Source organism: Paenirhodobacter huangdaonensis (assembly GCF_004022465.1).
GTDB classification, from domain to species: Bacteria; Pseudomonadota; Alphaproteobacteria; order Rhodobacterales; family Rhodobacteraceae; genus Rhodobacter; species Rhodobacter huangdaonensis.
The window spans coordinates 172,655-197,213 of the sequence record NZ_SAVA01000003.1; the positions used below are offsets into that span (position 1 = coordinate 172,655).

At 63.6% G+C, this 24,559-nt stretch carries 14 protein-coding genes, 1 tRNA gene and 3 pseudogenes; 10 read left to right on the top strand and 8 right to left on the bottom strand.

Translation table 11 applies throughout. The annotated features are described in order from the left end of the window. Positions 1-150 precede the first annotated feature (150 nt). The gene (locus tag EOW66_RS06425; RefSeq protein ID WP_128155606.1) at positions 151-993 is read left to right on the top strand and encodes an isocitrate lyase/PEP mutase family protein; all 843 of its coding nucleotides are present in this window, start codon (positions 151-153) and stop codon (positions 991-993) included. A 758-nt stretch (positions 994-1,751) separates the two neighbouring features. Here EOW66_RS06425 and EOW66_RS06430 read toward each other — a convergent pair. Both EOW66_RS06430 and EOW66_RS06435 read right to left on the bottom strand, forming a co-directional pair. Next, positions 1,752-2,183: a hypothetical protein gene (locus EOW66_RS06430; protein ID WP_128155607.1), complete on the bottom strand. Its 432-nt coding sequence runs from the start codon at positions 2,181-2,183 to the stop codon at positions 1,752-1,754. A gap of 166 nt (positions 2,184-2,349) precedes the next feature. Beyond that, positions 2,350-2,784 (bottom strand): annotated as a pseudogene (locus EOW66_RS06435) (IS5 family transposase); the annotation flags it as partial. Positions 2,785-2,935: 151 nt separating this feature from the next. Here EOW66_RS06435 and EOW66_RS06440 point away from each other — a divergent pair. The 4 genes and pseudogenes from EOW66_RS06440 to EOW66_RS06455 all read left to right on the top strand — a co-directional run bounded on the left by EOW66_RS06440 (position 2,936) and on the right by EOW66_RS06455 (position 11,489). Further along, on the top strand, positions 2,936-5,329 hold the full coding sequence (locus tag EOW66_RS06440) for a type I restriction-modification system subunit M (protein ID WP_128155608.1): 2,394 nt from the start codon (positions 2,936-2,938) through the stop codon (positions 5,327-5,329). Next, on the top strand, positions 5,326-6,639 hold the full coding sequence (locus tag EOW66_RS06445; RefSeq protein ID WP_128155609.1) for a restriction endonuclease subunit S: 1,314 nt from the start codon (positions 5,326-5,328) through the stop codon (positions 6,637-6,639). Before EOW66_RS06440 ends, EOW66_RS06445 begins: the two co-directional genes overlap by 4 nt. A gap of 51 nt (positions 6,640-6,690) precedes the next feature. Next, a complete protein-coding gene (locus EOW66_RS06450; RefSeq protein WP_128155610.1) occupies positions 6,691-9,717 on the top strand; it encodes a type I restriction endonuclease subunit R in 3,027 nt (1,008 codons plus the stop codon). Between the two features lie 718 nt (positions 9,718-10,435). Then, positions 10,436-11,489 (top strand): annotated as a pseudogene (locus tag EOW66_RS06455) (IS5 family transposase). A gap of 501 nt (positions 11,490-11,990) precedes the next feature. Here EOW66_RS06455 and EOW66_RS06460 read toward each other — a convergent pair. Further along, positions 11,991-13,088 (bottom strand): AAA family ATPase, encoded by a 1,098-nt coding sequence (locus EOW66_RS06460; protein ID WP_128155611.1) that lies wholly within the window; start codon positions 13,086-13,088, stop codon positions 11,991-11,993. A 317-nt stretch (positions 13,089-13,405) separates the two neighbouring features. Further along, entirely contained in the window at positions 13,406-15,670 is a 2,265-nt protein-coding gene (locus EOW66_RS06465) for an adenosylcobalamin-dependent ribonucleoside-diphosphate reductase (RefSeq protein ID WP_128155612.1), read from the bottom strand. Between the two features lie 212 nt (positions 15,671-15,882). Between EOW66_RS06465 and EOW66_RS06470 the strand changes: the two genes are divergently transcribed. After that, positions 15,883-16,296 (top strand): DUF1489 family protein, encoded by a 414-nt coding sequence (locus EOW66_RS06470; protein WP_128155613.1) that lies wholly within the window; start codon positions 15,883-15,885, stop codon positions 16,294-16,296. Between the two features lie 157 nt (positions 16,297-16,453). Here the strand turns inward: EOW66_RS06470 and EOW66_RS06475 are convergent, their stop codons facing one another. Together EOW66_RS06475 and EOW66_RS20875 are read right to left on the bottom strand one after the other, a co-directional pair. Beyond that, complete coding sequence (locus EOW66_RS06475) at positions 16,454-17,260, bottom strand: SseB family protein (protein ID WP_128155614.1); 807 nt, start codon at positions 17,258-17,260, stop codon at positions 16,454-16,456. Next, positions 17,257-17,849: pseudogene (locus tag EOW66_RS20875) on the bottom strand (uracil-DNA glycosylase family protein). Before EOW66_RS20875 ends, EOW66_RS06475 begins: the two are co-directional and overlap by 4 nt. 158 nt (positions 17,850-18,007) lie before the next feature. On the opposite strand from EOW66_RS20875, the gene EOW66_RS06485 reads away from it, so the two are divergent. Together EOW66_RS06485 and EOW66_RS06490 are read left to right on the top strand one after the other, a co-directional pair. Then, positions 18,008-18,661 (top strand): ABC transporter ATP-binding protein, encoded by a 654-nt coding sequence (locus EOW66_RS06485; RefSeq protein ID WP_128147685.1) that lies wholly within the window; start codon positions 18,008-18,010, stop codon positions 18,659-18,661. Further along, on the top strand, positions 18,645-20,423 hold the full coding sequence (locus EOW66_RS06490; RefSeq protein ID WP_128155615.1) for a capsule biosynthesis protein: 1,779 nt from the start codon (positions 18,645-18,647) through the stop codon (positions 20,421-20,423). Before EOW66_RS06485 ends, EOW66_RS06490 begins: the two co-directional genes overlap by 17 nt. A 48-nt stretch (positions 20,424-20,471) precedes the next feature. Here EOW66_RS06490 and EOW66_RS06495 read toward each other — a convergent pair whose 3' ends face one another. After that, positions 20,472-21,656, bottom strand: a complete 1,185-nt coding sequence (locus EOW66_RS06495; protein WP_113901262.1) for a BaiN/RdsA family NAD(P)/FAD-dependent oxidoreductase — start codon at positions 21,654-21,656, stop codon at positions 20,472-20,474. 96 nt (positions 21,657-21,752) lie between these two features. On the opposite strand from EOW66_RS06495, the gene EOW66_RS06500 reads away from it, so the two are divergent. Beyond that, positions 21,753-21,827 (top strand) — tRNA-Gln (locus EOW66_RS06500). Positions 21,828-22,159: 332 nt separating this feature from the next. On the opposite strand, the gene EOW66_RS20335 is transcribed toward EOW66_RS06500, so the two are convergent. Beyond that, on the bottom strand, positions 22,160-22,597 hold the full coding sequence (locus EOW66_RS20335) for a fasciclin domain-containing protein (RefSeq protein WP_164881047.1): 438 nt from the start codon (positions 22,595-22,597) through the stop codon (positions 22,160-22,162). A 360-nt stretch (positions 22,598-22,957) separates the two neighbouring features. Between EOW66_RS20335 and EOW66_RS06510 the strand changes: the two genes are divergently transcribed. Continuing rightward, entirely contained in the window at positions 22,958-24,556 is a 1,599-nt protein-coding gene (locus tag EOW66_RS06510) for a pilus assembly protein TadG-related protein (RefSeq protein WP_128155617.1), read from the top strand. The last annotated feature ends 3 nt before the right edge of the window (positions 24,557-24,559 follow it).

The window sequence follows — 24,559 nt, forward strand, 5'->3', positions numbered from 1 at the left end:
TACGCCGCGCTGGCCTCAAGAAAGGCTCGCCGCGCCGCCGCCTGGCCGCTTCGAGCCCGGAACGGACGCTGGCATCGGACCGTCCAAATCTATGTTCCCATTCTGTTCTCCCGCGCTACGATGGCCATTAGATCTGTTGCGGAGGAAGCCATGTCGAATCGAGAGACCAAGTTTGAACGCCTTAAAGCTCTTCATGAAGATGACCGGGCCTTTGTGATTCCCAGTCCTTGGGATGCGGGCTCAGCACGTCTGCTTGCCAGCTTGGGGTTCGAGGCGCTTGCAACCACCAGTGCAGGATATGCTTTCGCCAGGGGCAAGCGAGATTCCTTCGCGGGCCTTGGCCGGAGTGAATTACTTGCGAACGCCGCTGAAATCGTCACGGCAACAGAGCTTCCGGTTTCTGCCGACCTGGAGGATGGATTTGGCGCAGCACCGGAGTTTTGCGCAGAGACCATCCATATGGCCTGCGAGGTTGGGTTGGCAGGCGGGTCGATTGAGGATGCTACGGGAAATGAAGACACCCCGATTTATGAGCTGTCACAAGCGATTGAACGGATACAAGCGGCAGCGGAAGCGGCTCGCAGAGGCCGTTTTTTGCTAACGGCAAGAGCAGAGAACTACCTCTGGGGTAAACCTGATCTTGATGACACGATCAAACGTCTTCAGGCGTTTTCCGAGGCGGGCGCAGATGTTTTGTATGCCCCCGGTCTTCCTGATATCGAAGCGATCACAGAGGTGTGCCGCGCGGTCGACAAGCCGGTAAACATCGTGATGGGGCTGAAGGGGAAAACCTATACCGTCGCCGAACTGTCCGAGGTCGGCGTTCGGCGCATCAGCGTTGGCGGCTCGTTTGCGAGAGCTGCTTTCGGCGCGTTGATGCGCGCGGCGCAGGAAGTGAAGTCGTCCGGAACCTTCACCTACGCAGAAGATGCGATCCCCGATGCTGTCCTGAGCCAACTGATGTCGCAGGACAAATGCGCTGAGCGCCTATGACCGTTTTGTCCCGATCAGCGACATTCGCCCCGGATTTTGCTGCACAATGCCACGACCGACCGCTTCGGGGAAGCTGCGCCGCGGCGGCGACGCATGCTCGACCGCCGGCTTAGGGCCGGGGGAACGTCATTTACTCTGTCAGGCCGATCACGCGACCTGCCGCAGTGCCGCATGAAGGCTTGGAGCCCTTCCGGACATTCCCTGAGAGCGTAGTCGGCGAGTGATGCTTCGACTGGTTACGGATGTTATGCCAAGGCCTCCGTCAGAAAGCTTGGAAGGCTTTCGCTCACCGGTGTTGCGTGTTCCTGTGAGTTCAATCTGCGGCATGTGCCCCGGACGTTAACCAGGGCAGAGGCCATGACCGGGCATATGCTTCTCAACTGAGTAGGCCGCATCGCCCCCTTCGATGAGTTTGTGGTCAGCGAACTGTCATGGCGGGAGGGTTGCTTCCGGCCCGTCTTCTGACGGTGTCGGGTAATTGCTCTCAGCGTGGACGGTCTGTCTGGAGGTCAGTCGCTGAAGGGGCAGGCGACAAGCTCCCCATGGGGGCCTGTCGACATGCTGGCAATTACCGAAGGAATGTAATCGACCACAGGGTCAACTGCACTCGTAGACGGCCCCAATCATGTGTGGGTCAAAATAGCTCCCGGTCCAGATCATCGTCCAGTAGATGTCGGGTTCCGGAGCCAGGTCCGAATTTCCGCACACGGCGCTGAGGGTTTCGTAATTTTGATCCGGCGTTTGGAACCAGGAAAACGTCATTCCATGGTCTTCGATTTGGCTGGCCGCGACGACACGCACGACATTTCCGCTTCTCCTGCTTCTCTTTGGAGTCTTCCCAAAGTCTGGGCGCAAGCCTGGGCATCTCCGGAACCGCACATGTATGTATATGGGCTATCCATGTTCAGATCAAAGCCACAGCTGCTGACCGAGATCTTGTCCATTCGGGAAAGATTCTCCAGGAAGGAGTTTGATCCCAGGTACCATTCTTTTGGGAAATTGGCTGGGACCATGATCGGGTTTTCCCCGTTGTTCGTGATCACCCTGCAGACGCCATGTTTGTCCAGTGTGACGGATGTGCCCGGGGCGACCTTGGCGCCGAGTTGCGCAGCCTCCTGTGCGAATGCCGTCTGGGCAGCAGTCATGGAGACCATAGCTGCGGTGATGATGAAGAGGGTTCTGGTGTTCATGTCGGTCCTCGGTGTTTCTGGCTCACCAAGAATTATAAGATGACACTTGGAAAATACGTATGCGCCTGGAGAGAATGGTATGCGGAATTTGTGGATAACTTGGCATTAAATGGCTGGAGGTAGCCTGAGGCGAAATAATTAATTGCAAAAACTCCGTGGTGTTAGGTCATGTTGACAAATGGCGGAGCCAGAGGCGGATCGACGTGATGTCGGTGAAGCTCAGGAATCTCTCGGCGGTCTTGTCGTGGCGGGTGGCGACGCGGCGGGCGTTCTTCAGTTTGTTGAAGCAGCGCTCGATCAGGTTGCGCAATCGGTAGAGGGTGCGATCCACGGCGATGCGCAGCTTTCGGGACTTGCACATCGGGATGACCGGCACGACGTTGCGCGCTTCCATGGTTTCTCGAACCTTGTCAGAGTCATATCCGCGATCCGCCAACAGGACGCTCGGTTCGGGCAAGTTGTCGTCCATGACCAGATCGAAGCCCAGATAGTCTGACGTCTGGCCCGGCGAGATGTCCGGCCTCATGGGCAGGCCTGCGGCGTTGACGCGGAGGTGGATCTTGGTAGTGAAGCCACCGCGTGAACGGCCGAGACCTTGTTGCTGCCCCTCATGGAAGCTTCGCAGACCGTCCGGGTTTTGAGAGCACATCAACGTATGCCACGCCTTGGGCTCCATTGCCGCGCCAGACACTTACCCTTATCCCTGTTCTCAAAGCGACTACAGTCGCGCGAATACCTTTTGGGGCCCTCCATTGAACCAGACTTCCCACAACAGCCTTGTCTCCTTCATCTGGCGCATCGCCGACGACTGCCTGCGCGACGTCTACGTGCGCGGCAAATACCGCGATGTCATCTTGCCGATGGTCGTCCTGCGCCGCCTCGACACGCTGCTTGAGCCGACCAAGGACGCCGTTTTGGACGAGGTCCGGTACCAGAAGGAAGATCTGGCCGCGACGCAGCTGGACGACGAGCCGCTCCGGGACGCCTCTGGATATGTGTTCTTCAACACTAGCCAGTGGACCCTGAAGAAGTTGCACGGCACCGCCACCAACAATCAGCAGATCCTGCTCGCCAACATCGAGGACTACCTCGACGGCTTCAGCGACAACGTCAAAGAGATCATTGGCCGCTTCAAGCTGTTCGAGCAGATGCGCCACATGGCGGAGAAGCAGGTCCTGCTCGACGTCATCGAGAAGTTCGTTTCCCCCTGGATCAACCTGACCCCGCACGACATTGAGGACCCGGAGGGCAACACGCTGCCGGGCCTGTCCAACCTTGGTATGGGCTATGTCTTCGAGGAACTGATCCGAAAGTTCAACGAAGAGAACAACGAGGAAGCCGGGGAACACTTCACCCCGCGCGAGGTGATCCACCTTATGACGCACCTCGTCTTCGACCCGATCAAGGATCGGCTCCCCCCGGTCATCACGATCTACGACCCGGCCTGTGGGTCGGGCGGCATGCTGACCGAGGCACAGAACTACATCAAGGATCCGGGCGGTCCGATCCGGACCAACGCTGACGTCTACCTCTACGGCAAGGAGATCAACGACGAGACCTACGCGATCTGCAAGTCGGACATGATGATCAAGGGCAACGACCCCGCGAACATCCGCGTGGGCTCCACCCTGTCGACCGACGAATTCTCGGCCAACCGCTTCGACTTCATGCTGTCCAACCCGCCCTACGGCAAAAGCTGGAACAGCGAGGTCAAGTACATCAAGGACGGCAATGACGTCATCGACCCCCGCTTCCAGGTCGAGCTGACCGACTACTGGGGCAAGGTCGAGACCATGGACGCCACGCCCCGCTCCTCGGACGGGCAGCTGCTATTCTTGATGGAGATGGTCAGCAAGATGAAGTCCACCAGCGCAAGCCCGCTCGGCTCGCGCATCGCGTCGGTCCACAACGGCTCCAGCCTGTTCACCGGGGACGCGGGCAGCGGGGAATCCAACATCCGCCGCTTCATCATCGAGAATGACTGGCTGGACACCATCATCCAGCTGCCCAACAACCTGTTCTACAACACCGGCATCACCACCTACATCTGGCTCCTGTCCAACGCCAAGCCCGAGGCGCGGCGCGGGCGGGTCCAGCTGATCGACGCCAACCTCATGTTCCGCAAGCTGCGCAAGAACCTCGGTGACAAGAACTGCGAGTTCTCGGACGAGCACATCCAGCAGATCACCGACGCCTTCCTCGCCTTTGCGCCGATCGAGCGCGAGATGGATGCCAACAACGATCCCACCGGCATCGCCGTGCAGGTCTTCGACAACGCGGACTTCGGCTACCACAAGGTCACCATCGAACGCCCGGACCGCCGCCGCGCGGGTTTCAGCGCCGAACGCCTCGCCCCCCTGCGCTTCGATCGGTCGCTGCGCGAGCCGATGGAATGGCTCTACGAGGAACACGGCGATCAGGTCTATCAGCCGGGTTTCCTCAAGGAGCAGACCAAGGCGATCACCGCGTGGTGCGAGGAAGCGGGCATCACCTTGAACGCCAAGGCGAAGGCCAAGCTGCTCGACACCAAGTACTGGGTCAAGCTGCGCGACCTGCTGGCCACCGCGACCCAGATCATGGCTGATATCGGCCCCGAGGAGACCGACGATTTCAACGCCTTCCGCAAGGCGGTGAACGCCGCGATCAAGGCGCGCAAGATCAAACTGGGCGTGACCGAGCAGAACGCCATCCTGAACGCTGTCAGCTGGTATGACGAGAAAGCCAAGAAGGTCATCGCCAAGAAGCACAAGCTGACGGGCGCGGAGGTCGAGGAGCTGACCACGCATCTGGGCTGTGCGGCGGGCGATCTGGCCGATTTCGGTTGGTACCGACAGCCGGACGGCAGCTACCTGACCTACGAGAGCACCTCTGACCTGCGCGATGCGGAAAGCGTGCCGCTGAAGGACGACATCCACCGCTACTTCCTGGCGGAGGTAAAGCCGCATGTGGAGGAAGCCTGGATCAACCTCGACAGCGTCAAGGTCGGCTACGAGATCAGCTTCAACAAGTACTTCTACCGCCACAAGCCGCTGCGCAGCCTCGAAGAGGTGACGCAGGACATCCTGGCGCTGGAGGAAAAGGCGGACGGACTGATCGCCGACATCCTCGGCGTCGAGGTCGCAACCAAGCTGGAGCCGGCGGAATGAACATCGCGGCTTATCCGAAATACGAAAGCTATCACGACAGCGGCGTCGAATGGGTCGGGGCGATCCCGGCAAGCTGGAAGGTCCGGCGCGGCAAATGGCTGTTCAAGAAAATGGACCGCCCCGTTCGAGTTGAGGACGATATCGTGACTTGCTTCCGGGACGGCGTCGTGACCCTTCGCGCCAACCGGCGAACCGAGGGCTTCACCAACGCGCTCAAGGAACATGGCTATCAGGGCATCCGAAAGGGCGATCTGGTCATCCATGCAATGGATGCGTTTGCCGGGGCTGTTGGAGTGTCTGACTCCGACGGCAAATCTACACCCGTTTACTCCGCCTGCGTTCCGAGAGTAGACGGCAGGGTCAATCCACACTTCTACGCCTACTACATGCGCCATATCGCACTGTCCGGGTTGCTCGTAGCGATGGCAAAAGGCATCCGTGAGCGGTCGACAGACTTCCGCTTTAACGACTTCGCCGACCTTGCATTGGCTGCCCCTCCGGTCGAGGAACAGACCGCTATCGTCGCGTTTCTGGATCGGAAATGCGCGACGATTGACGAGGCGGTGCGGATCAAGGAGGAGCAGATCACACTCCTGCGCGAGCGCAGGCAGATCCTGATCCAGCAGGCCGTCACCCGCGGTCTGAACCCTGACGCCCCCATGAAGGACAGCGGCATCGACTGGATCGGCCAGATCCCCGCGCATTGGGAGAGCAAGAAAATTTCACACATCGGAGTTGTCGGAAACGGTTCCACTCCGAGTCGCAGCAACATGCTCTACTGGGATGGCGGGGATATTCCCTGGCTCAATAGCTCCAAGGTCAACGATTTCATCATCACCGAAGCAGAGCAATTCGTAACCGCGAAAGCAAAACGTGAATGCCACTTGCCGTCTGTCGAGCCGAATGACTTAGTGATGGGAATTACCGGTCAAGGTAAAACGCGTGGAATGGTTGCCGTATGCAAGATCGCGACCACCATCAACCAACACCTCGCGTACATTCGGATCAAATCGCCCGATGTGTTCAACGAATATGTCCTGCATTTTTTCGTCGCCGCCTATGACTGGCTACGGAGACAGTCCGACTCTAACGGAAGCACCAAGGGGGCGATAACTTGCGATGACATCAAAGGCTACAGCGTTTTGATGCCCCCTATCGAGGAGCAGAAAGCTATTGTGAGCCATATTCGCGCAGGCAGCGAGGCAATTGAGCGGGCCATCGATCTCAAGCAAACCCAGATCACCGCATTGCGGGAATACAAGACAAGCTTGATCAACGCTGCGGTGACTGGAAAGATCAAGGTGATTTAAGTGTCCGGCCCCGGCATGGGGCCCCGGGCGATATGACGTGAGAGTACAGCCATGAATGTCGCGGTCAGCAACACCAAGGAAATCGCCCTAGAACAAGCGATCGAACGACGGCTCTGCGGCGCGAGCTCCGAAGAGCTGGCCGCCGGGGCCGAGGCGCCGGGCCCCTTCCGCATTGGCCAGCCCTCGGACTTCGACGCGCCCCTCGCGTTCGACCGCGCCAAGTTCTGGGAGTTCCTCGAAACCACACAGTCCAAGGACCTCGACAAGCTCAAGAGCCACAACCCCGCCGACTGGCAGGCCAAGATCACCGGCCAGCTCGACAAGCTGATCAAGTCCAAGGGGCTGCTGCATGTCCTGAAAAAGGGCCTGCCCGTCGACAACGCACATTTCACCCTGATGTACCCCGCGCCGCTGGCGAGCTCGGCGCAGAAGGTTCACGACAACTTCGCCGCCAACATCTGGAGCGTGACCCGACAGGTCCACCACAGCACCGCCAACCCGAATGAATCGGTGGACATGGTGGTGTTCCTCAACGGGCTGCCGCTGGTCACCCTAGAACTGAAGAACGCCTGGACCCACCAGACCGCCCGCTACCACGGCCAGAAGCAATATCGCGAGCGTGACGCAAACCAGACCCTGCTGCGCTTTGGCCGGGTGCTGGTCCACATGACCGCCGACACCGACGAGGTGTGGATGGCGACGAAGCTGGACGGGGCCAAGACCTTCTTCCTGCCGTTCAACAAGGGCCACAACGAGGGCGCGGGCAACCCGCCGAACCCGAACGGCCACAAGACGGCCTACCTGTGGGAAGAGGTGCTGCAACCGGCGAGCCTTGCCGGGATCATCCAGCATTTCGTCCTGCTGGAGGGCAAGAAGACCGACCCGCTGGCGAAGAAGACGCTGATCTTCCCGCGCTATCACCAGCTGAACGTGGTCCGGAAGCTGTTGTCCCACGCCGCCGAGACGGGCGTGGGGCACAGCTACCTGATCCAGCACTCCGCCGGGTCGGGAAAGTCCAACAGCATCACCTGGGCCGCCTACCAGCTGATCGAGACCTATCCTGCGGAATTGGGCCTGCCGGGGGCAAAGGCGCTGGACGCCCCGCTGTTCGACAGCGTGATCGTCGTGACCGACCGCCGCCTGTTGGACAAGCAGCTGCGCGACAACATCAAGGAGTTCTCGGAGGTCAAGAACATCGTCGCCCCGGCCCTGAAGTCCTCGGACCTGAAGGCGGCATTGGAGACCGGCAAGAAAATCATCATCACGACCATCCAGAAGTTCCCGGTGATCTACGACAGCATCGCGGACCTCAGCCACAAGCGCTTCGCCGTGATCATCGACGAGGCGCACAGCGGTCAGAGCGGGCTCGCGAGCGGGAAGATGAACCAGGCCATGGGCGGTCCGGTCGATGATCCCGACGAGGAGGATAACCAGGACAAGATCCTGAAGGCGATGAAAGCCGGGAAAATGCGCGGCAACGCCTCCTACTTTGCCTTCACCGCGACGCCGAAGCCGATCACCCTGGAGAAGTTCGGCGAGAAGCAGCCTGACGGTCGCTTCCGGCCCTTCCATCTGTACAGCATGAAGCAGGCGATCGAGGAGGGCTTCATCCTCGACGTGCTGGCGAATTACACGACCTACAAGGGCTACTACGAGATCCAGAAGTCCATCGAGGACAATCCCCTGTTTGACACGTCCAAGGCGCAGAAGAAGCTGCGCGCCTATGTCGAGCGGAGCCAGCAGACGATCAACACCAAGGCCGAGATCATGGTCGATGACTTCATCGACAACGTGGTCAACCCGAAGAAGCTGCGTGGCAAGGGCAAGGGGATGATCGTCACGCAGAACATCGAGATGGCGATCCGGTACTACAAGGCCGTCCAGGTGGAGCTTGCCAAGCGCGGCACCCCCTTTAAGGCGCTGATCGCCTTTTCCGGCGAGAAGGACGTCGATGGGGTCAAGTACACCGAGGCCGACATGAACGGGGTGGCGGAGGACAAGACCCGCGGTGAATTCGACAAGGACGAGTATCGGCTGCTCATTGTCGCGAACAAGTACCTGACCGGTTTCGATCAGCCGAAGCTATGCGCGATGTACGTCGACAAGAAGCTGCAATCAGTGCTGGCGGTTCAGGCCCTGTCCCGGTTGAACCGGTCCTCGCCGAAGCTGGGCAAGCGGACCGAGGACCTGTTCGTTCTCGATTTCTTCAACTCGACCGAGGACATCAAGGCGGCCTTCGACCCGTTCTTCACAGTGACCACCCTGTCCGAGGCGACGGACGTCAACGTCCTGCACGAACTGAAGGCATCCCTGGACGATGTTGGCGTGTACGAATGGTCCGAGGTCGAGGAATTCTGCACGCGGTTCTTCGACGGCGAGGATGCCGAGAAGCTGAGCCCGCTCATTGATGTTGCTGCTGAGCGTTTCAACACCAGCCTGGAGCTGGATGATCCCGAGAAGATCGACTTCAAGATCAAGGCCAAACAATTCGTCAAGATCTACGGCCAGATGGCCGCGATCATGCCGTTCGAGGTTCTGGCCTGGGAGAAACTGTTCTGGTTCCTGAAGTTCCTGGTGCCGAAGCTGAACATCCAGGACCCCAACCAGGATGCCCTAGATGAGCTTCTCGAGGCCGTTGACCTGTCGTCGTACGGGCTGGAGAGGACCAAGCTGAACCATGCCATCGACCTGGACAGTTCGGAAGCAGAACTAGAGCCGCAGAATCCCAATCCCCGCGGCTACCGCGAAGGAGAGGTGCAGGAAGACCCGCTCGAAGAGATCATCCGCAGCTTCAACGAGCGTTGGTTTCAAGACTGGGGCGCTACACCGGAAGAACAGCGGATCAAGTTCTTGAACATAGTGGAGAGTGTTCAGGCCCATCCAGACTTCGAGGAGAAGTTCGATGGAAACCCTGATCCTTACAGCCGTGATTTGGCGTTCGATAAGATCATGAAGGAAGTCATGCTAAAGCGCCGGAAAGAGGAGTTGGAACTTTACAAGCTGCATAGTCAGGACGAGGCGTTCAGGTCTTCGCTTTATCAAAGCGTCAGGGAAGCGATCGCGAAGAGCGTGGGCTAATCAGCATTGACCTGCCCTCTTGGGGCCCACGGTTAAAACGATGGTCTGCGGGTTTGAGCCTAGCCGTTGGCTCGATGGCATTGGGCTCGGAGGGACATGCTGTGATGCAGCACCCCGCGCGTAGTGACCGTTACCTGGTGTGAAGCCGCACGGTCATCCGAGATCAACCGCATGGCCAGCGTCTTCGAGCATGAAGATCTGCAGCGCGCGCTGGCGCTATGACGCGACCATGCCTCCGCGGATTTGACACGCCATCGGTCAGGGTGCAGCCTCTTGAGGGCGCGTGCCATTTGCTTGCGCCCAGGATGACCTCCAGAAAGGGAAGCCCATGATTGGTCCGTTGATCTGCATAGCTGGCATGGTGATCAGCGTGGTGGGATCCGTCCATTGCTGGCTGGTCTACCGGGAGTCTGCGCGGAGTGCCCACGTCGACCCTGAGAGAGTTCGGCGCTTTGTGGAGAGCGCGCCGCTGCACCGCCTCGAGGAGTTGAAAGCGAAGCGCCCGGTATGTCAGTGCTGCGGTGCGCCGCTCCGGCTGCAAGAAGAGTGACTGTCGGCGCTACATTTTATCTGAAGAGTTATCTGAAAAACTTTTTCGTATAACTTGACGCATGAAATGTCGGGTGGCATAACGCTCCCAACGACACATCGTAAGGGCTCTGTTGCACAAATCCCTGAGGGGATTCATCTTTTGAATCCAGCCTGATAGCTGGGTGGCATGAGCAGACCGACACCCCCGGCCTACAAGACCAGGAACTGGCCAGCCTATAACGAAGCGCTCAAGCGCCGGGGCTCGCTGACGATCTGGTTCGATCCCGAGATGAACTGGGAGGCTGTGCCGGCAGGCGTGGCCGCCAGCAGAGCTTCAGCGGTGAGGAGAATCGGAAAACAGTCCGGCGGACTGTTTTCCCGACGAACGCCATCCAGACCTGCCTCTCCATGAAGGTGCTATTCGGCATGGCGCTCCGCCAAACGACCGGCTTCGTCGAGAGCCTGCTTCGGTTGGTCGGCCTCGACTGGGCGGTGCCTGACTTCAGCACGCTGTCCCGTCGTCAGAAGACCCTGGCGGTGAATATCCCCTATCGCGGGTCCAAGGGGCCACTGCACCTGTTGATCGACAGCACGGGCATCAAAGTCGAGGGCGAAGGTGAGGGACATGCCCGCAAGCATGGCGGCGCCAAACGACGGGTCTGGCGCAAGATCCACCTTGGGATCGACGAGCAAACGCTGGAGATCCGGGCCGTCGAGATCACCGGCAGCCATATCGGCGATGCGCCGGTGCTGCCCGATCTGCTCGACCAGATCCCGGAGGATTAGGAGATCGGCAGCGTCACGGCAGATGGCGCGTATGACATCCGGAAATGCCATGACGCCATCGCCGACCGCGGCGCTCATGCCGTCATTCCGCCCCGCAGGAACGCCAAGCCCTGGAAGGTGATCACTGCTGGTGCCATGGCACGCAACGAGGCCCTCCGCGCCGCGAGATACCTTGGCCGGGCACTCTGGCGACGATGGAGCGGATATCACCGCCGAAGCCGCGTCGAAATATGAGGAGGATCAGAAAACGATCCGGGGGATCGTTTTCCCGACGATTGGATGCACTGCGTGAAACTGCTGGGCCAGCGGCTCATGGCACGGGATTTCGATCGGCAGGTCGCCGAGATCCAGGTCCGCATCATTCGCCATTGTCGCTTGGACCAATGGCGCGACATGGCTCATTCCTGAACGGCTACACCGCGCTCGGCATCCCTGTCACAGAGGCCGCGGGATAGGTCTGTCCGGGGAAAGGGGAGCCCCGGACATCATCCGATTTGTGCAACAGAGCCCAGGGATGACCCCGGAAGGTTTTCGCACTGCGTCGTCGTGAAAGCTGTCATGAACAGCGAAGACAACGCGCAATTTAGAGAAACGTCATCCTGCTCGCGAACGAGCGTTTCTGTCGTGAGCCGACGTTTCAGTAGTGTTCAGCGACCGACAGAGATTGGGGACAAAATCGCCGTTCTATAATTAAGCTGGGGATGTCGGCTTTCCGCCCTCAGTGGCCGCGGGGCAGGAGGCTCGCCGCACCGTGCGCGGATGACCGCTTTCTCAGCTCTGCCGCGGCTGCCATGCTGCACTGCCGTCAGGCGGCTCTCCGCCCTTTGTGTCGGCGCCTGGCGTAAATTTGCGCCTTACACGAATGCCGCTTGGGCCGACACCCGCTATGTGCGGCCGTCAGCCCAAGCGGCTGCTATGGTCTTGACCGACCTAAGGCGCGCGCCTGCACCCACTGCTCAATGCAACAGCGGGCTGCTTGCCATGGCCTCTGCTCTCGCCAGCATTCTGGCCACATGGCGCGGGTTGAGCTCTTGCGTGTCGGCAACTTGCTCAATCACCTCGCAGATGGCGCTCAGGGCAGCAACACCCAGCCCTCGTCGTGCGCCCTCGCGCTCCGTGAAGGAGATGAGGTCTCCCTTGCCGGGGCCGGCAAGACGCAAGATCTCCAGGCGGCTCAGGAATGGGGCCGGAAGCGTCGTCAGACTATTCGAGGTCAGGACCCAGCTGATCCAGGACATGTCGAAGCCGACCTGGTAGTAGGGGCATTTCCAAGCCACGGCAGACGAGCGTTCCAGCAGCGGCAGCAGCCCCTCGGCCAAGCCGTAGGCCTGCCCCTTGGTCGAGGTCGGCGTTCCGGCCTTCTCGATCTCGTCTATCACCACGATCGGGTTCGCGCAGAGGCTCTGCACGATGGTTTGCAAGGGCCGCCCCGGGAAGGCCGAGCCCCAGCCGCGTTGCGAGCCGTTGACAACGAAGGAGGCCTGCTCCGCGGTTCCCTCGATGCCACAGCGCGGCACCCCGAGATGGCGCCCGAGTTCGCGCGACCACACGCTCTTGCCGATCCCCGGCGGGCCATCGAGCAGCACGGGCGGCAGCCGGAATCCGGGCTCCCCCACCCGTACCGAGCGGCGCATCGCTTTCCAGAGGAAGTCGGTCGCCGCCGCCATCCAGGGCATCTCGGCATGGATGGCGGCGGCGATCTCATCGGCACGGTGCTCGCTGGCAATGCCAACCAGATCCGCCCCGCCACGAAACGCCTCGAGCGCGCGCCGGTCATCCGCGCTGAGATGGCTGAGCCCGGAAGCCTTGGCACGCGCGCCCATTACCCGGCGCGCACGGCGCAGCACCCTGGCCCGGTCCTTTTCCGAGAGCGGCACGGCGATGAGGTCCTCGTTCCAGCGCAACTCATCTTCGAAGTCTCCCGGCACCTTCGGGGACACCCCGTCCTGAAGGGCACGGAGCTTGCGCAGGTGCAACTCGAAGCGGCGCTTGAGCGCAAACTCGTTCTCGTCGGGATCCGCGAAGCGGGCATCGATAAACTTGATCTTCGTCATGGAGGTCCTTTCGGCGCATCGCGCCACGCCCTCGGGCAGAGGTTCTGCAGGAGGGGGATGTTGGAAAGAACCCGGCCGGATTGGCCGTGAGGGATGGCGAAAGCGCGGCTGGCCGTCAACGGCGCCCACCAGGACGGAGCGCTAGGACGGCGCATCACAGGCCACAAATCCGCCAGTCACACAAGTCATTGAAATAAAAAGAAACCACCGACTGCAGTGCAGCCGATGGTCATTAATCCTGTGCCGGAATGGTCAAATTACCCCGGAAATGGACAAGATTTAGTGGGTCCTACACACACTTGTGGGGCCGACACCCCTCAGCCGCATTTCGAATGGCCGCAGTCGGCGCAGGTCATGCAGCCCTCGACCTTGCGCATCGCGTAGCTGCCGCAGGCCGGGCAGGCCGGGCCGCGCGGGGCTTCGCCCACCACCATCACCTCGGCCTTCGGGTCGGACTTCAGCCCCATCCCCTCGCCCGCGATGAAACCGATGGCGATCAGGTGGCGCTCGATCACGCCCCCGATCGCGGCGAGGATCGAGGGGATGTACTGCCCCGCCATCCAAGCACCGCCGCGCGGATCGAACACCGCCTTCAGCTCCTCGACGACGAAGCTGACGTCACCGCCGCGCCGGAACACCGCCGAGATCATCCGCGTCAGCGCCACGGTCCAGGCGTAATGCTCCATGTTCTTCGAATTGATGAACACCTCGAACGGGCGCCGGTGGCCGCCCTGCACGATGTCATTCACCGTGATGTAGATCGCGTGCTCGCTCGCCGGCCATTTCAGCTTGTAGGTCGCCCCCTCGAGCGCCGCGGGGCGGTCGAGCGGCTCGGTCAGATAGACCACCTCGGCGCCCCGGTCGGCATCGGGCGCCTTCTCCGAGGTCTCCGACACGCTCAGCACCGAGCCGGTCACGTCGTTCGGCCGGTAAGTGGTGCAGCCCTTGCAGCCGGTCTCGAAGGCTTCCATGTAGACGTTCTGGAACTCCTCGAAGGAAATGTCCTCGGGGCAGTTGATCGTCTTCGAGATCGAGGAGTCGATCCATTTCTGCGCCGCCGCCTGCATCCGCACGTGGTCGAGCGGGGCGAGGGTCTGGGCGTTGACGAAATAGTCGGGCAGCGCCGCATCGCCCTTCAAGTCGCGCCACATCTGCACGGCATAATCGACGACCTCTTCCTCGGTGCGCGAGCCATCCTTCTGCAGCACCTTGCGCTTGTAGGCATAGGCGAAGACCGGCTCGATGCCCGAGCTGACATTGCCGGCATAAAGCGAGATCGTCCCGGTGGGCGCGATCGAGGTCAGCAGCGCGTTGCGGATACCATGGGTGCGGATCGCCGCGCGCACATCCTCGTCCATCTGCAGCATGGTGCCGGTGGCGAGGTATTTCTCGGCGTCGAACAGCGGGAAGGCGCCCTTCTCCTGCGCGATCTCGACCGAGGCGAGATAGCTCGCCCGCGCGATCTCGTGCATCCAGCGCTCGGTCTGCGCCGCCGCCTCGTCCGCGCCATAGCGCAGCCCGAGCATCAGCAGCGCATCGGCCAGCCCGGTCACGCCCAGACCGATGCGGCGCTTGTTCATCGCCTCCTCGGCCTGCTGCGGCAGCGGGAAGCGCGAGGCGTCGACGACGTTGTCCATCATCCGCACCGCGGTGCGCACCAGCCGGTCGAGCGCCACCGGGTCCAGCTTCGCTGCCGGGGTGAACGGATCGGTGACCAGCCGGGCGAGGTTGACCGAGCCGAGCAGGCACGCGCCATAGGGCGGCAGCGGCTGCTCGCCACAGGGGTTGGTCGCCGAGATCTGCTCGCAATAGCCGAGGTTGTTCATCTTGTTGATGCGGTCGATGAAGATCACGCCCGGCTCGGCGTAGTCATAGGTCGAGCGCATGATCCTGTTCCACAGGTCGCGCGCCTGCACGGTGTGATAGACCTTGCCGCCGAATTTCAGATCCCAGGGCCCATCGGCCTTCACCGCCGCCATGAAGGCATCGGTCACCAGAACCGAGAGGTTGAACATCCGCAGCCGCGCCGAATCCTGCTTCGCGGTCACGAACTGCTCGATGTCGGGGTGGTCGCAGCGCATCGTCGCCATCATCGCACCGCGGCGCGACCCGGCCGACATGATCGTGCGGCACATCGCGTCCCAGACATCCATGAAGGACAGCGGGCCCGAGGCGTCGGCGGCGACGCCCTTCACCTCGGCGCCGCGCGGGCGGATCGTCGAGAAGTCATAGCCGATGCCGCCGCCCTGCTGCATGGTCAGCGCGGCCTCCTTCAGCATGTCGAAGATGCCCGACATGCTGTCCGGGATCGTGCCCATGACGAAGCAGTTGAAGAGTGTCACCGTGCGCCCGGTGCCGGCGCCCGCGAGGATGCGGCCGGCGGGCAGGAACTTGAAATCCTCGAGTGCGTCATAGAAGCGCTCTTCCCAGGCCACCGGGTCCGCCTCGACCGAGGCGAGATCGCGCGCCACGCGCCGCCAGCTGTCCTCGACGGTGATGTCGATCGGCGTGCCATCGGCCTCTTTCAGACGGTATTTCATGTCCCAGATCTGTTCGGCGATATTGGCGGCGAATCGGGTCATCGGCTCCTCGGTCCTGTCGTGGCGGCCCCGGTGCAGTGGCAACATCCGGGGCAGAAAAAGAAAAAGCCCCGGAACATCTGGTGTCTGACGGGGCAGAAGGCCACAATAGCATGAGTGCCGGGCGAGATTCCAGCCGCGAAATGGCGCCGCAGTGCAGTTGCCCGCCGGCGCCCTGTGGCCTATGTCGAAAGCCGCGAAACCGGGGGTGCGCGATGATTCACCTGATCAAGCTCTGCGTCGGCGCCGAGAAGGTCGAGGACCTGATCGACTGGCAGGCGCAGCAGTACGGCACGGGCCCCGCCCGCCACGTCACCCGCATGGGCCCGAAACGCGGCGAAGAGCTCGTCGACGGCGGCTCGCTCTATTGGGTGTTCAAGGGCGTGGTGCTGGCCCGGCAGCGGGTGATCGGGCTCGAGGATGTGCTGGGCGCCGACGGCATCCCGCGCTGCGCCATCATTCTCGACCGCGAGGTCGTGCGCACCGAGGCGCTGCCGCGCCGGCCGTTCCAGGGCTGGCGCTACCTGACACCCGAGGACGCACCCGCCGATCTGCGCCCGACGCGCGAGCGCGAGGAGCCGCTGCCGCGCGATCTGCAGGCGGCGCTCTCCGAGATCGGCCTCAGATAGGGGGGCTATCTGCCCCCCTCCCGGCCTGCGGCCGGTTCACCCCCCGAGGATATTTGCAGCAATTGGAAGCGGAGAAGGCACGCCCTGCCCCTTCCAATCGCCCGAAATATCCCGGGGGTGAGGCCGAAGGCCGAGGGGGCAGCGCCCCCTGCCCCGCTCAGCGCAGAATCGGCGGTTTCGACGGGTCCATCCCCGGCGCGGTGATGGTCAGCTCCTGCACCTCTTCCTCGACCGCCTCGGGCAGGTGCAGCACCAGTGCCTTCTCGAGCAGAACTGCCGCTGCCGGGTCCGCCTCGGTCAGGAAGGTGACATCGAGTTCGCCCGCCTCGAGCCCGGAGAAGGCGAGCGCCTCGGCCATCGCCTTGGCGATGCCGGGCTGCGCCGGCTCGGGCGCGCCGAGGAAGGCAAGGACATGGCCGCGCCGGCCGCCCTCATAGGTCACGCCGCCCAGAAGCGCGTGGCTCGCAAGCCCGGCAAGCTGGTCGAATTTCGCCTCGAAGGCCGGCAGCAGCAGCGCCAGCATCGCCGGCGGCAGCGCCGGCGCATCGAAGGCCACCGGGCGCGCTGCGGTGGTCTCGGGCGCATGGGTCAGCGCATGGGTCAGCCACTCCAGCGCCTCGGGCGGCAGCAGCAGCGCCGAAGGGGCGACGCCGAGATTGACACCGAGCCCCACCGCCTCACCCGCGAGGTTCTGCGCGATCACCCGGCCGGGCAGCGCCACATAGGGCGCGGGGGTGGTGGTGAACTCGGCCAGCCGTTCCTCAGTGTCGAAGGCAAGGACGAAATCGCCCTCCTCGGTCTCGAACAGCTGCGGGATGATGTCGTTGTCCTCGTCGGGCTCATGCTCGAGCAGCAGGAACAGCTCGGCATCGGCGAGCCGGTCATAGACGGCAAGCCGCAGCGCCTCGTTCTCGGGATCGGCCTCCATCGCGGCATGGGCGCGGTCATAGGGGGTCTCGGTCATGTCACCTCCTTCACCCGGGCGCGCAGGGCGGGGATCAGCTCCGCCTCGAACCACGGGTTGCGTTTCAGCCATGCCGTATTGCGCCAGGACGGATGAGGCAAGGGAAAGACGCGCGGCGCATGATCGCGCCAGGCGGCGACGGTCGCGGTGACGGCGCGCGTGCCGAGGTGCCAGCGCTGCGCCGCGCCGCCGACGAGCAGCGTGAGGTCCATCGGGCCGAGTGCCGCCATCACCCGCGCCCGCCAGGTCGCGGCGCAGAGCGCCGGCGGCGGCAGGTCCGCTCCCTTCGCGTCATAGCCCGGAAAGCAGAAGGCCATCGGCACGATCGCGATCCGCGCGAGGTCGTAGAACGTGTCGGGCCCCCCCCCATCCAGGCGCGCAGCCGGTCGCCCGAGGGGTCGGTGAAGGGCCGGCCCGAGGCATGCACCCGCGCGCCGGGTGCCTGACCGACGATCAGCACCCGCGCCCCGGGGCGGAACCAGACCACCGGGCGTGGCGCATGTGCCGTTGCGGTTGCGGCAAAGCGCGCCGCACACAACCTGCAGGCGCGGATTTCCTCTTCCAGCGATCCATCGGCGGGCCTGCTCACCCTTCCTTCTCCGTTTCATGCGGCGAAACAGCCGTCACCCGATTGTAACTGGCCGCACAGTTCGGACATAATGTCGCCGGAATGCACATATAGATACCTTTTCACACATGATCCGGTCGTGATCTACGAAACGGACGGGGCACGGTCGGCAGGAAGCGATGCTGGAATTCGAGAATGTCAGCAAGTCGTTCTGGACGGGAAAGCAGCGCAAGGTGATCCTTGACCGGGCGAGCTTCCGCGTCGAACTGGGCCGGTCGCTCGGCATCCTTGCGCCGAACGGCACCGGCAAGACCACGATCATCAACATGATGGCCGGGCTCGAGAAGCCCGACGAGGGCGAGATCCGCAAGACCTGCCGGGTCTCCTTCCCGCTCGGCTTCATGGGCGGTGTGGTGAACAAGCATTCGGCCCGCGAGAACGCGCGCTTCATCGCCCGGCTCTACGGGCTCGACCCCGATTACGTCGAGGCCTTCTGCCGCTGGCTGACCGGGATCGCCGAATATTTCGACATGCCGGTCGGCACCTACAGCCAGGGCATGCGCTCGCGCTTCACCTTCGCGCTGATGCTGGCGCTCGAATTCGACATCTACCTGATCGACGAAGGCATGCCCTCGACCACCGATGTCGAGTTCAACCGCAAGGCCGGCGCGATCCTGCGCGACCGGCTGAAGGAGGCGACGGTGATCGTCGTCTCGCACCAGGCCGCGACACTCGAGAAGTTCTGCCGCTCGGCTGCCGTTCTGCGCGACGGCCAGCTCTACATGTTCGACACTCTGGAAGAAGCGAAGCGGATGTATGATTACACCTCTTAAAGTTGCCAAGTACCGCATTCGCCGCACGCCGATCCCCGGCGTGACCCCGGTGCCGCCCACGGCGGCGGAAACCGGCCGCGGCGCGACCATCGCCGACCTGCTTGCCCATCGCGCCGCCACGCGACGCGGCGTGGCGGCCCCGGCGGATGATCCCTCCGCGCTCTTCGAGCCGCAGGACGACGGCTTTGCCGCGCTCGATTTCCCGAGCGCGCATCCCGATGACGCCCCGCAGGTGCTCGGCCCCTCCGAGATGACGCCCGAGGAGGAGATCGAGGCGATCCGTGCCGAGGGGCTGACCGGCCGGCAGCTGCGGCTGGCGCGGCGGATGGCGAAGAAATACGGCATCGAGGCGACCTCGGATTTCGAGGCGGTGCGGATGCTGCGCCGGCGCGGTCTCGACCCGTTCGACCGCTCGGCGCTGATGCATCTCGAGCAGGACGACGAGGACAGCGCCGACGCGCTGACCGCCTCCGCACCGGCCGGCATGAGGGCGGGCTCGGCCACGACCAAGGCGCTTGCCCGGCTCGACGGTGCCGGCGCCGACACCCGGGTGAAGCTGCCGCAGACGGTGAAGGACGCGCCGCCCCCCGCCGCGCCGCTCGACGAGGGTGCCCGCGCCCGCGAGATCATCAAGATCCAGCGCGACATCGCCCGCCGGCGCCGGCGCAAGCTGCTGCTGCTGGCGGTGCGGCTGGCCTTCTTCATCGTCCTGCCGACGCTGATCGCGGGCTATTACTACTATTCCGTCGCCACGCCGATGTACGCCACGAAAAGCGAATTCGTGATCCAGAAGTCCGAGGGGATGGCGGGCGGCAGCGGCCTTGGCAGCCTGTTCTCGGGCACGCAGCTGGCCACCAACCAGGATTCGGTCACGGTGCAGAGCTATCTGCAATCGCGCGACGCCTACAAGCGGCTCGATACCGACCAGCATTTCCGCGAGGTCTTCTCGGCGCCGAACATCGACCCGCTGCAGCGGCTCGAGCCGGGCGCCTCGAGCGAAGCAGGCTACAAGGTCTATCAGCGCAACGTGAAGATCGGCTATGACCCGTCCGAGGGGCTGATCCGGCTCGAGGTCATCGCCCCCGATCCGCAGACCTCGGAACGGTTCTCGAAATCGCTGATCTCCTATGCCGAGGAACAGGTCGACCAGCTCACCTCGCGGCTGCGCGGCGACCAGATGAAGGGCGCGCGCGACAGCTATGACGACGCCGAGGCGAAGGTCTTTGCCGCCCAGGCCAAGGTGCTCGAGCTGCAAGAACAGGTCGGCGTGCTCGACCCGGTGTCGGAAAGCAGCCTGGTGATGGGGCAGATCTCGGCCTTCCAGACCCAGCTGCAGCAGAAACGGCTCGAGCTCGGGCAGCTGCTCGACAACTCGCAGCCCAGCTCGGCGCGCGTGCAGGGCGTGAAGGGTGACATCGCCCGGCTCGAACAGCTGATCGCCGAGCTGCGCAAGCAGCTGACCGACAAGACCGGATCGACCGACTCGCTTGCGGCGGTCACCGGCCAGCTGCGCATCGCCGAGGCCGAGCTGGAAACCCGCCAGGCGCTGCTCTCCGCGGCCGCCCAGCAGATGGAGACGGCGCGGATCGAGGCGAACAAGCAGGTGCGCTACCTCGAGATGGGCGTGCGTCCGGTCGCCCCCGACGAGCCGACCTATCCGCGCGCCTTCGAGGACACGGTGCTCGCCTTCCTGATCCTGTCGGGCATCTATCTGATGCTGTCGCTCACCGCCTCGATCCTGCGCGAACAGGTCTCGAGCTGAACCAGCGCGCCGGGGTCCGCCCCGGCGCCGCCCGTTCCGGCGGGTTGCTCAGGCGACCTGCCCCGCGGCCCAGCCCGACGACCAGGCCCACTGGAAGTTGTAGCCGCCGAGCCAGCCGGTCACGTCGACCGCCTCGCCGATGAAGAACAGGCCGGGCACGGCGCGCGCCTCCATCGTCTTCGCGTCAAGCGCCTCGGTCGCGACGCCGCCAAGCGTCACCTCGGCGGTGCGATAGCCCTCCGAGCCCACCGGGCGCACCTGCCAGCGATGCACCTGCGCCGCAAGCCGTTCGAGCGCGCGGTTGCCGTGATCGGCCAGCCGCCCCGCAAGCCCCGCCTCGGCCACGGCGAAAGCCGCAAGCTTTTCGGGCAGCAGCCGCGCCAGGGCGTTGTGCAGCGCGACGCGCCCCGCCTCGGCCCGCATCGCGGCAAGCGCGGCGGCGATGTCGCGGCCGGGGGCAAGATCGACGACGATCGCCTCGCCCTCGCGCCAGTAGTTCGACACCTGCAGGATCGCCGGGCCGGACAGCCCGCGATGGGTGAACAGCACCGCCTCGTCAAAGCCGGTGCGCCCGGCGCTCACCCGCCCCGCCACCGCGATGCCAGCGAGCGGCGCGGTCTTTTCAAGGTCCTGCGCCGCGAAGGTCAGTGGCACGAGGCCGGGGCGCGTCTCGGTCACCCGCAGCCCGAAGCTTTCCGCGATGCGGTGGCCGATGCCCGTGGCCCCCATCTTCGGGATCGACTTGCCGCCGGTCGCCACGATCACCCGGCCCGCACGCAGCGGGCCGTCCGAGGTGTCCACCACGAACCCCTCGCCCTCGCGCCGCACCGCCTCGACCGCGGTGCCAAGCCGCAGTTCGGCGGGCCCAAGCGCCGCGAGCAGCATCTCGACGACCTGCGTCGCCTTGCCGTCGCAAAAGAGCTGCCCCGCCGTCTTCTCGTGCCAGGCGATGCCCGCGCGCTCGATCCGGGCCAGGAAATCGGCCGGCGTGAAGCGGCTCAGCGCCGACAGCGCGAAGCGCGGGTTTTCCGACAGGAAGCGTTCGGCGGCATTTTGCCGGGTCAGCTCGCGGTTGGTGAAGTTGCACCGCCCGCCGCCCGAGATGCGGATCTTCTCGCCCGGGCGGGCGGCATGGTCGAGCACGGTCACACGGCGGCCGCGACGGGCGCATTCGCCCGCCGCCATCAGCCCGGCGGCCCCGGCTCCAAGAATGGCGACATCGGTTTCAGACATGCGCGAGCCCTATCCTCTCGGCCGTTGCGACCGCAACAGGATTCGGAAGTTTCTTCTTGCAGCACTGCCCCCCCTTGGCTAAACACCGCCCCACGTTGGGGCGTGGCCAAGTGGTAAGGCAACGGTTTTTGGTACCGTGTACCGTAGGTTCGAATCCTACCGCCCCAGCCAGATCTCCGCAAAATCCTCGGAATATTGAAGAAACCACCGCGGGCATGCGGCCGGGTGCCGGTCTGTCGGGTGCACGCGGCAGGTCGGACGGTCAGCCACAGCTGCCCCATGCAAAGCCCGCCCCCCGGACGCCGGGCAGACGGCGGCAAAGGCCCGGGCCACGCCACGATAAGCGAAGAAGGCGTCGCGCCGGGACGCGAATGCATCGCGCGGCGGAAGACATGCCCTGCCCCGCCGCCCGATGTTGCCTGCCCCCCTTCCGCGGGCGGGCAGGAGGTCAGACGCCGCGCGATACGGCAGATCCCGCCGCGAGCGCGGAAAAGGCGCCGCCGTCAGTTCCCGGGGATCAGGACCTTGTCGATCACCTGAACCTCTCCGTTCGACCGCCGCAGATCCGGCGCCAGGATGGAGACGACGGTGCCGCGCTCATCGCGCAGCTGGATCATCGCGCCATTGGCCTCGACCCCCAGATAGCAGCCGCCGAGGGTCTTGATCATGTAAGGGCCCGCCTGCACCGCAAGCAGCCGCCGCAGCGTTGCCGTGTCGATCCGGCCGAGGAGGATGTGGCAATTGAGAAACCGGGTCAGCTCTGCCCGTTTCGCCGGGTTCGTGTATTGATCCAGCATGCCCGGATGCAAGGCGCTGAACGCCGAATTGACCGGCGCGAAGACCGTGAACATGCCGTTGCCCGCGAGGGTCTGGTCCAGCCCGGTCGTCTGCAGCATCGCCGCCAGGGTCGAATGCTCGGGCGAGCTCGCGATCATCTGCATGACGCTCCCCCCGGAGTAGGAAGACGTGCCGCCCGCAACCGGAATGTTTCCGGAAAGCGCGCCGCCCGCCGAGCCAAGGACAAGACAGCCAGCCAGGAACGCCTTGAGAATGAAATGCATGTGAGATGGTCCTCCTGCTCGGGGCTGCCCCGGCGGCAAGCCTGATGCGCGATCATCATGAATACGATACTTTAGTTTGTGAAGATGTAACTTAATGATATAATCCGTGCAAGGGAGGGATGGCCTGCTCCTGCCATCACAGCGCCGCCCCGGACCGAAAATGCGCACCGGACGCCAAGTTGGCGTTGCGGTCGGCGCGGGCCGCATCCTAGAGTGCCGCCAGAAACCGAAGAGCCCGCCGTGACCCAGAAACCCTCGAAAAACAGATGGTTCTCAGCAGAAGGCTCGATCTCGATCCTGCTGCTCCTGCTCATTCCGGCAATCCTGCTGATCGGCGGCATCGGGACGGACATCTGCCTGATCAACGCGCAGAAGAAATACGTGCAGTCGCAGTCCGACCTCGCGGCACAAAGCGCCGCGCGCGTGCTGCCGAACCTCGCGCTGGCCCGGCAGACGGCTCAGGGCGTGGTCAGCGCGAACAGCGCCTATGGCACGGTGACGCTGGCGCGCGCGGATGTGATCTTCGGCAGCTACAATGCCGGCGTCTTCGTTCCCGCCGCCGACCAGAATTCGGCCGGCGGGGTCAATGCCGTCAAGGTAGTCGTCCCCTCGCCCTACACGCCGCTGCTGCTGCGGCCGGTGATGGCGACGGACCTCACCGTCACCCGCAGCGCGATCGCCACGCAACGGGCGGCCATCGCCTTCAGCCTGCGCAACTCGCTCCTGACCCTGAACACCTCGTCCTCGATTCTGAACGTTGTCCTCAAGAGTCTGCTGGGCGTCGACATCTCGGCCGCGGTTCTGGACGCATCGGGCGTGCTCGGCCTCGGTGTCGACGTGAACAAGCTCCTCGGTCTGCTGAGCCTCGATGTCGCGGGCCAGGTGCTCGACTATCGCGATATTCTCAACCTCGGGATCGGAACGCCGCTGGTCGTGCGGGCGCTGTCGACGCTCGGGGTGCTGCCCGCCGGCACCACTTCGGTTTCGGGCGGAACACTCTCCCTCGGCTCGCTTCTGAACCTGTCCCCCTCCGCCCTCGATGTCGAGATCGGTCAGATCCTGCCGAACCTGTCGCTCAATGCCTTCGACCTGCTGATGGCGACCGCCAGCCTCAACGGCAGCCTGAAAAACGGGCTGGTCAGCGTGCCGCTGAGCCTCGGCATCCCCTATATCCTCAACGTGAACCTGTCGCTTGGCATCGTGCATTCGGCGGTCATGGCGGCCGGTTTCATCGACGATATTCCGCCGGTTACCGCCACGGTCAGCCAGCTCTCGCTGCGGCTGAAAGCCGAGCTGCTGTCCTATATTAAGCTCGACCTCGGCCTTTCCGGCGCGCAGGCCACCGCGACCGCGACCAGTCTGAACTGCGCGGCGCACGCGCCGGCCGACACGCTCGCGACCTTCGACGTGCAGACCGCACCGGTCGCCCTCGACCTCAGCCTGACCGTCCCGGGCATCCTGAACGGCAGCACGAAAAGCGACAGCGACAGCATCTCGCTGTTCGGCGGCTTCCAGCGGGTGTCGGTGCCGCTCGGCTCGCTCGGCGAGAGCGTGCTGGTGGAAACCCCGATCCGGATTTCGGGGCTGACCTCCTTCGTCTCAGGCCTGCTCGGCAATCTCAGCAGCAGCCTGCGCACCGACAAGAACCAGTGCGGTTTCCTCGGGCTCGCCTGTCTGCTCGATCTCGTCAACAGCGTCATCAGCGGGCTGACCTCGCTGATCGCCGGGACCTTCCTCGACACTCTGGTCGACGATCTGCTCAATGCCCTCGGCATCGAGATCGCCCCGGCCGAGCTGATCGTCAGCGACTACAGCTGTTCGTCGCAGCTGGTGCAGTGACGC

Coding starts and splice junctions, on each gene's coding strand:
- EOW66_RS06425 (WP_128155606.1), top strand. CDS start 151: ATGTCGAATCGAGAGACCAAGTTTGAACGCCTTAAAGCTCTTCATGAA.
- EOW66_RS06430 (WP_128155607.1), bottom strand. CDS start 2,183: ATGAACACCAGAACCCTCTTCATCATCACCGCAGCTATGGTCTCCATG.
- EOW66_RS06445 (WP_128155609.1), top strand. CDS start 5,326: ATGAACATCGCGGCTTATCCGAAATACGAAAGCTATCACGACAGCGGC.
- EOW66_RS06450 (WP_128155610.1), top strand. CDS start 6,691: ATGAATGTCGCGGTCAGCAACACCAAGGAAATCGCCCTAGAACAAGCG.
- EOW66_RS06460 (WP_128155611.1), bottom strand. CDS start 13,088: ATGACGAAGATCAAGTTTATCGATGCCCGCTTCGCGGATCCCGACGAG.
- EOW66_RS06465 (WP_128155612.1), bottom strand. CDS start 15,670: ATGACCCGATTCGCCGCCAATATCGCCGAACAGATCTGGGACATGAAA.
- EOW66_RS06470 (WP_128155613.1), top strand. CDS start 15,883: ATGATTCACCTGATCAAGCTCTGCGTCGGCGCCGAGAAGGTCGAGGAC.
- EOW66_RS06475 (WP_128155614.1), bottom strand. CDS start 17,260: ATGACCGAGACCCCCTATGACCGCGCCCATGCCGCGATGGAGGCCGAT.
- EOW66_RS06485 (WP_128147685.1), top strand. CDS start 18,008: ATGCTGGAATTCGAGAATGTCAGCAAGTCGTTCTGGACGGGAAAGCAG.
- EOW66_RS06490 (WP_128155615.1), top strand. CDS start 18,645: ATGATTACACCTCTTAAAGTTGCCAAGTACCGCATTCGCCGCACGCCG.
- EOW66_RS06495 (WP_113901262.1), bottom strand. CDS start 21,656: ATGTCTGAAACCGATGTCGCCATTCTTGGAGCCGGGGCCGCCGGGCTG.
- EOW66_RS20335 (WP_164881047.1), bottom strand. CDS start 22,597: ATGCAGATGATCGCGAGCTCGCCCGAGCATTCGACCCTGGCGGCGATG.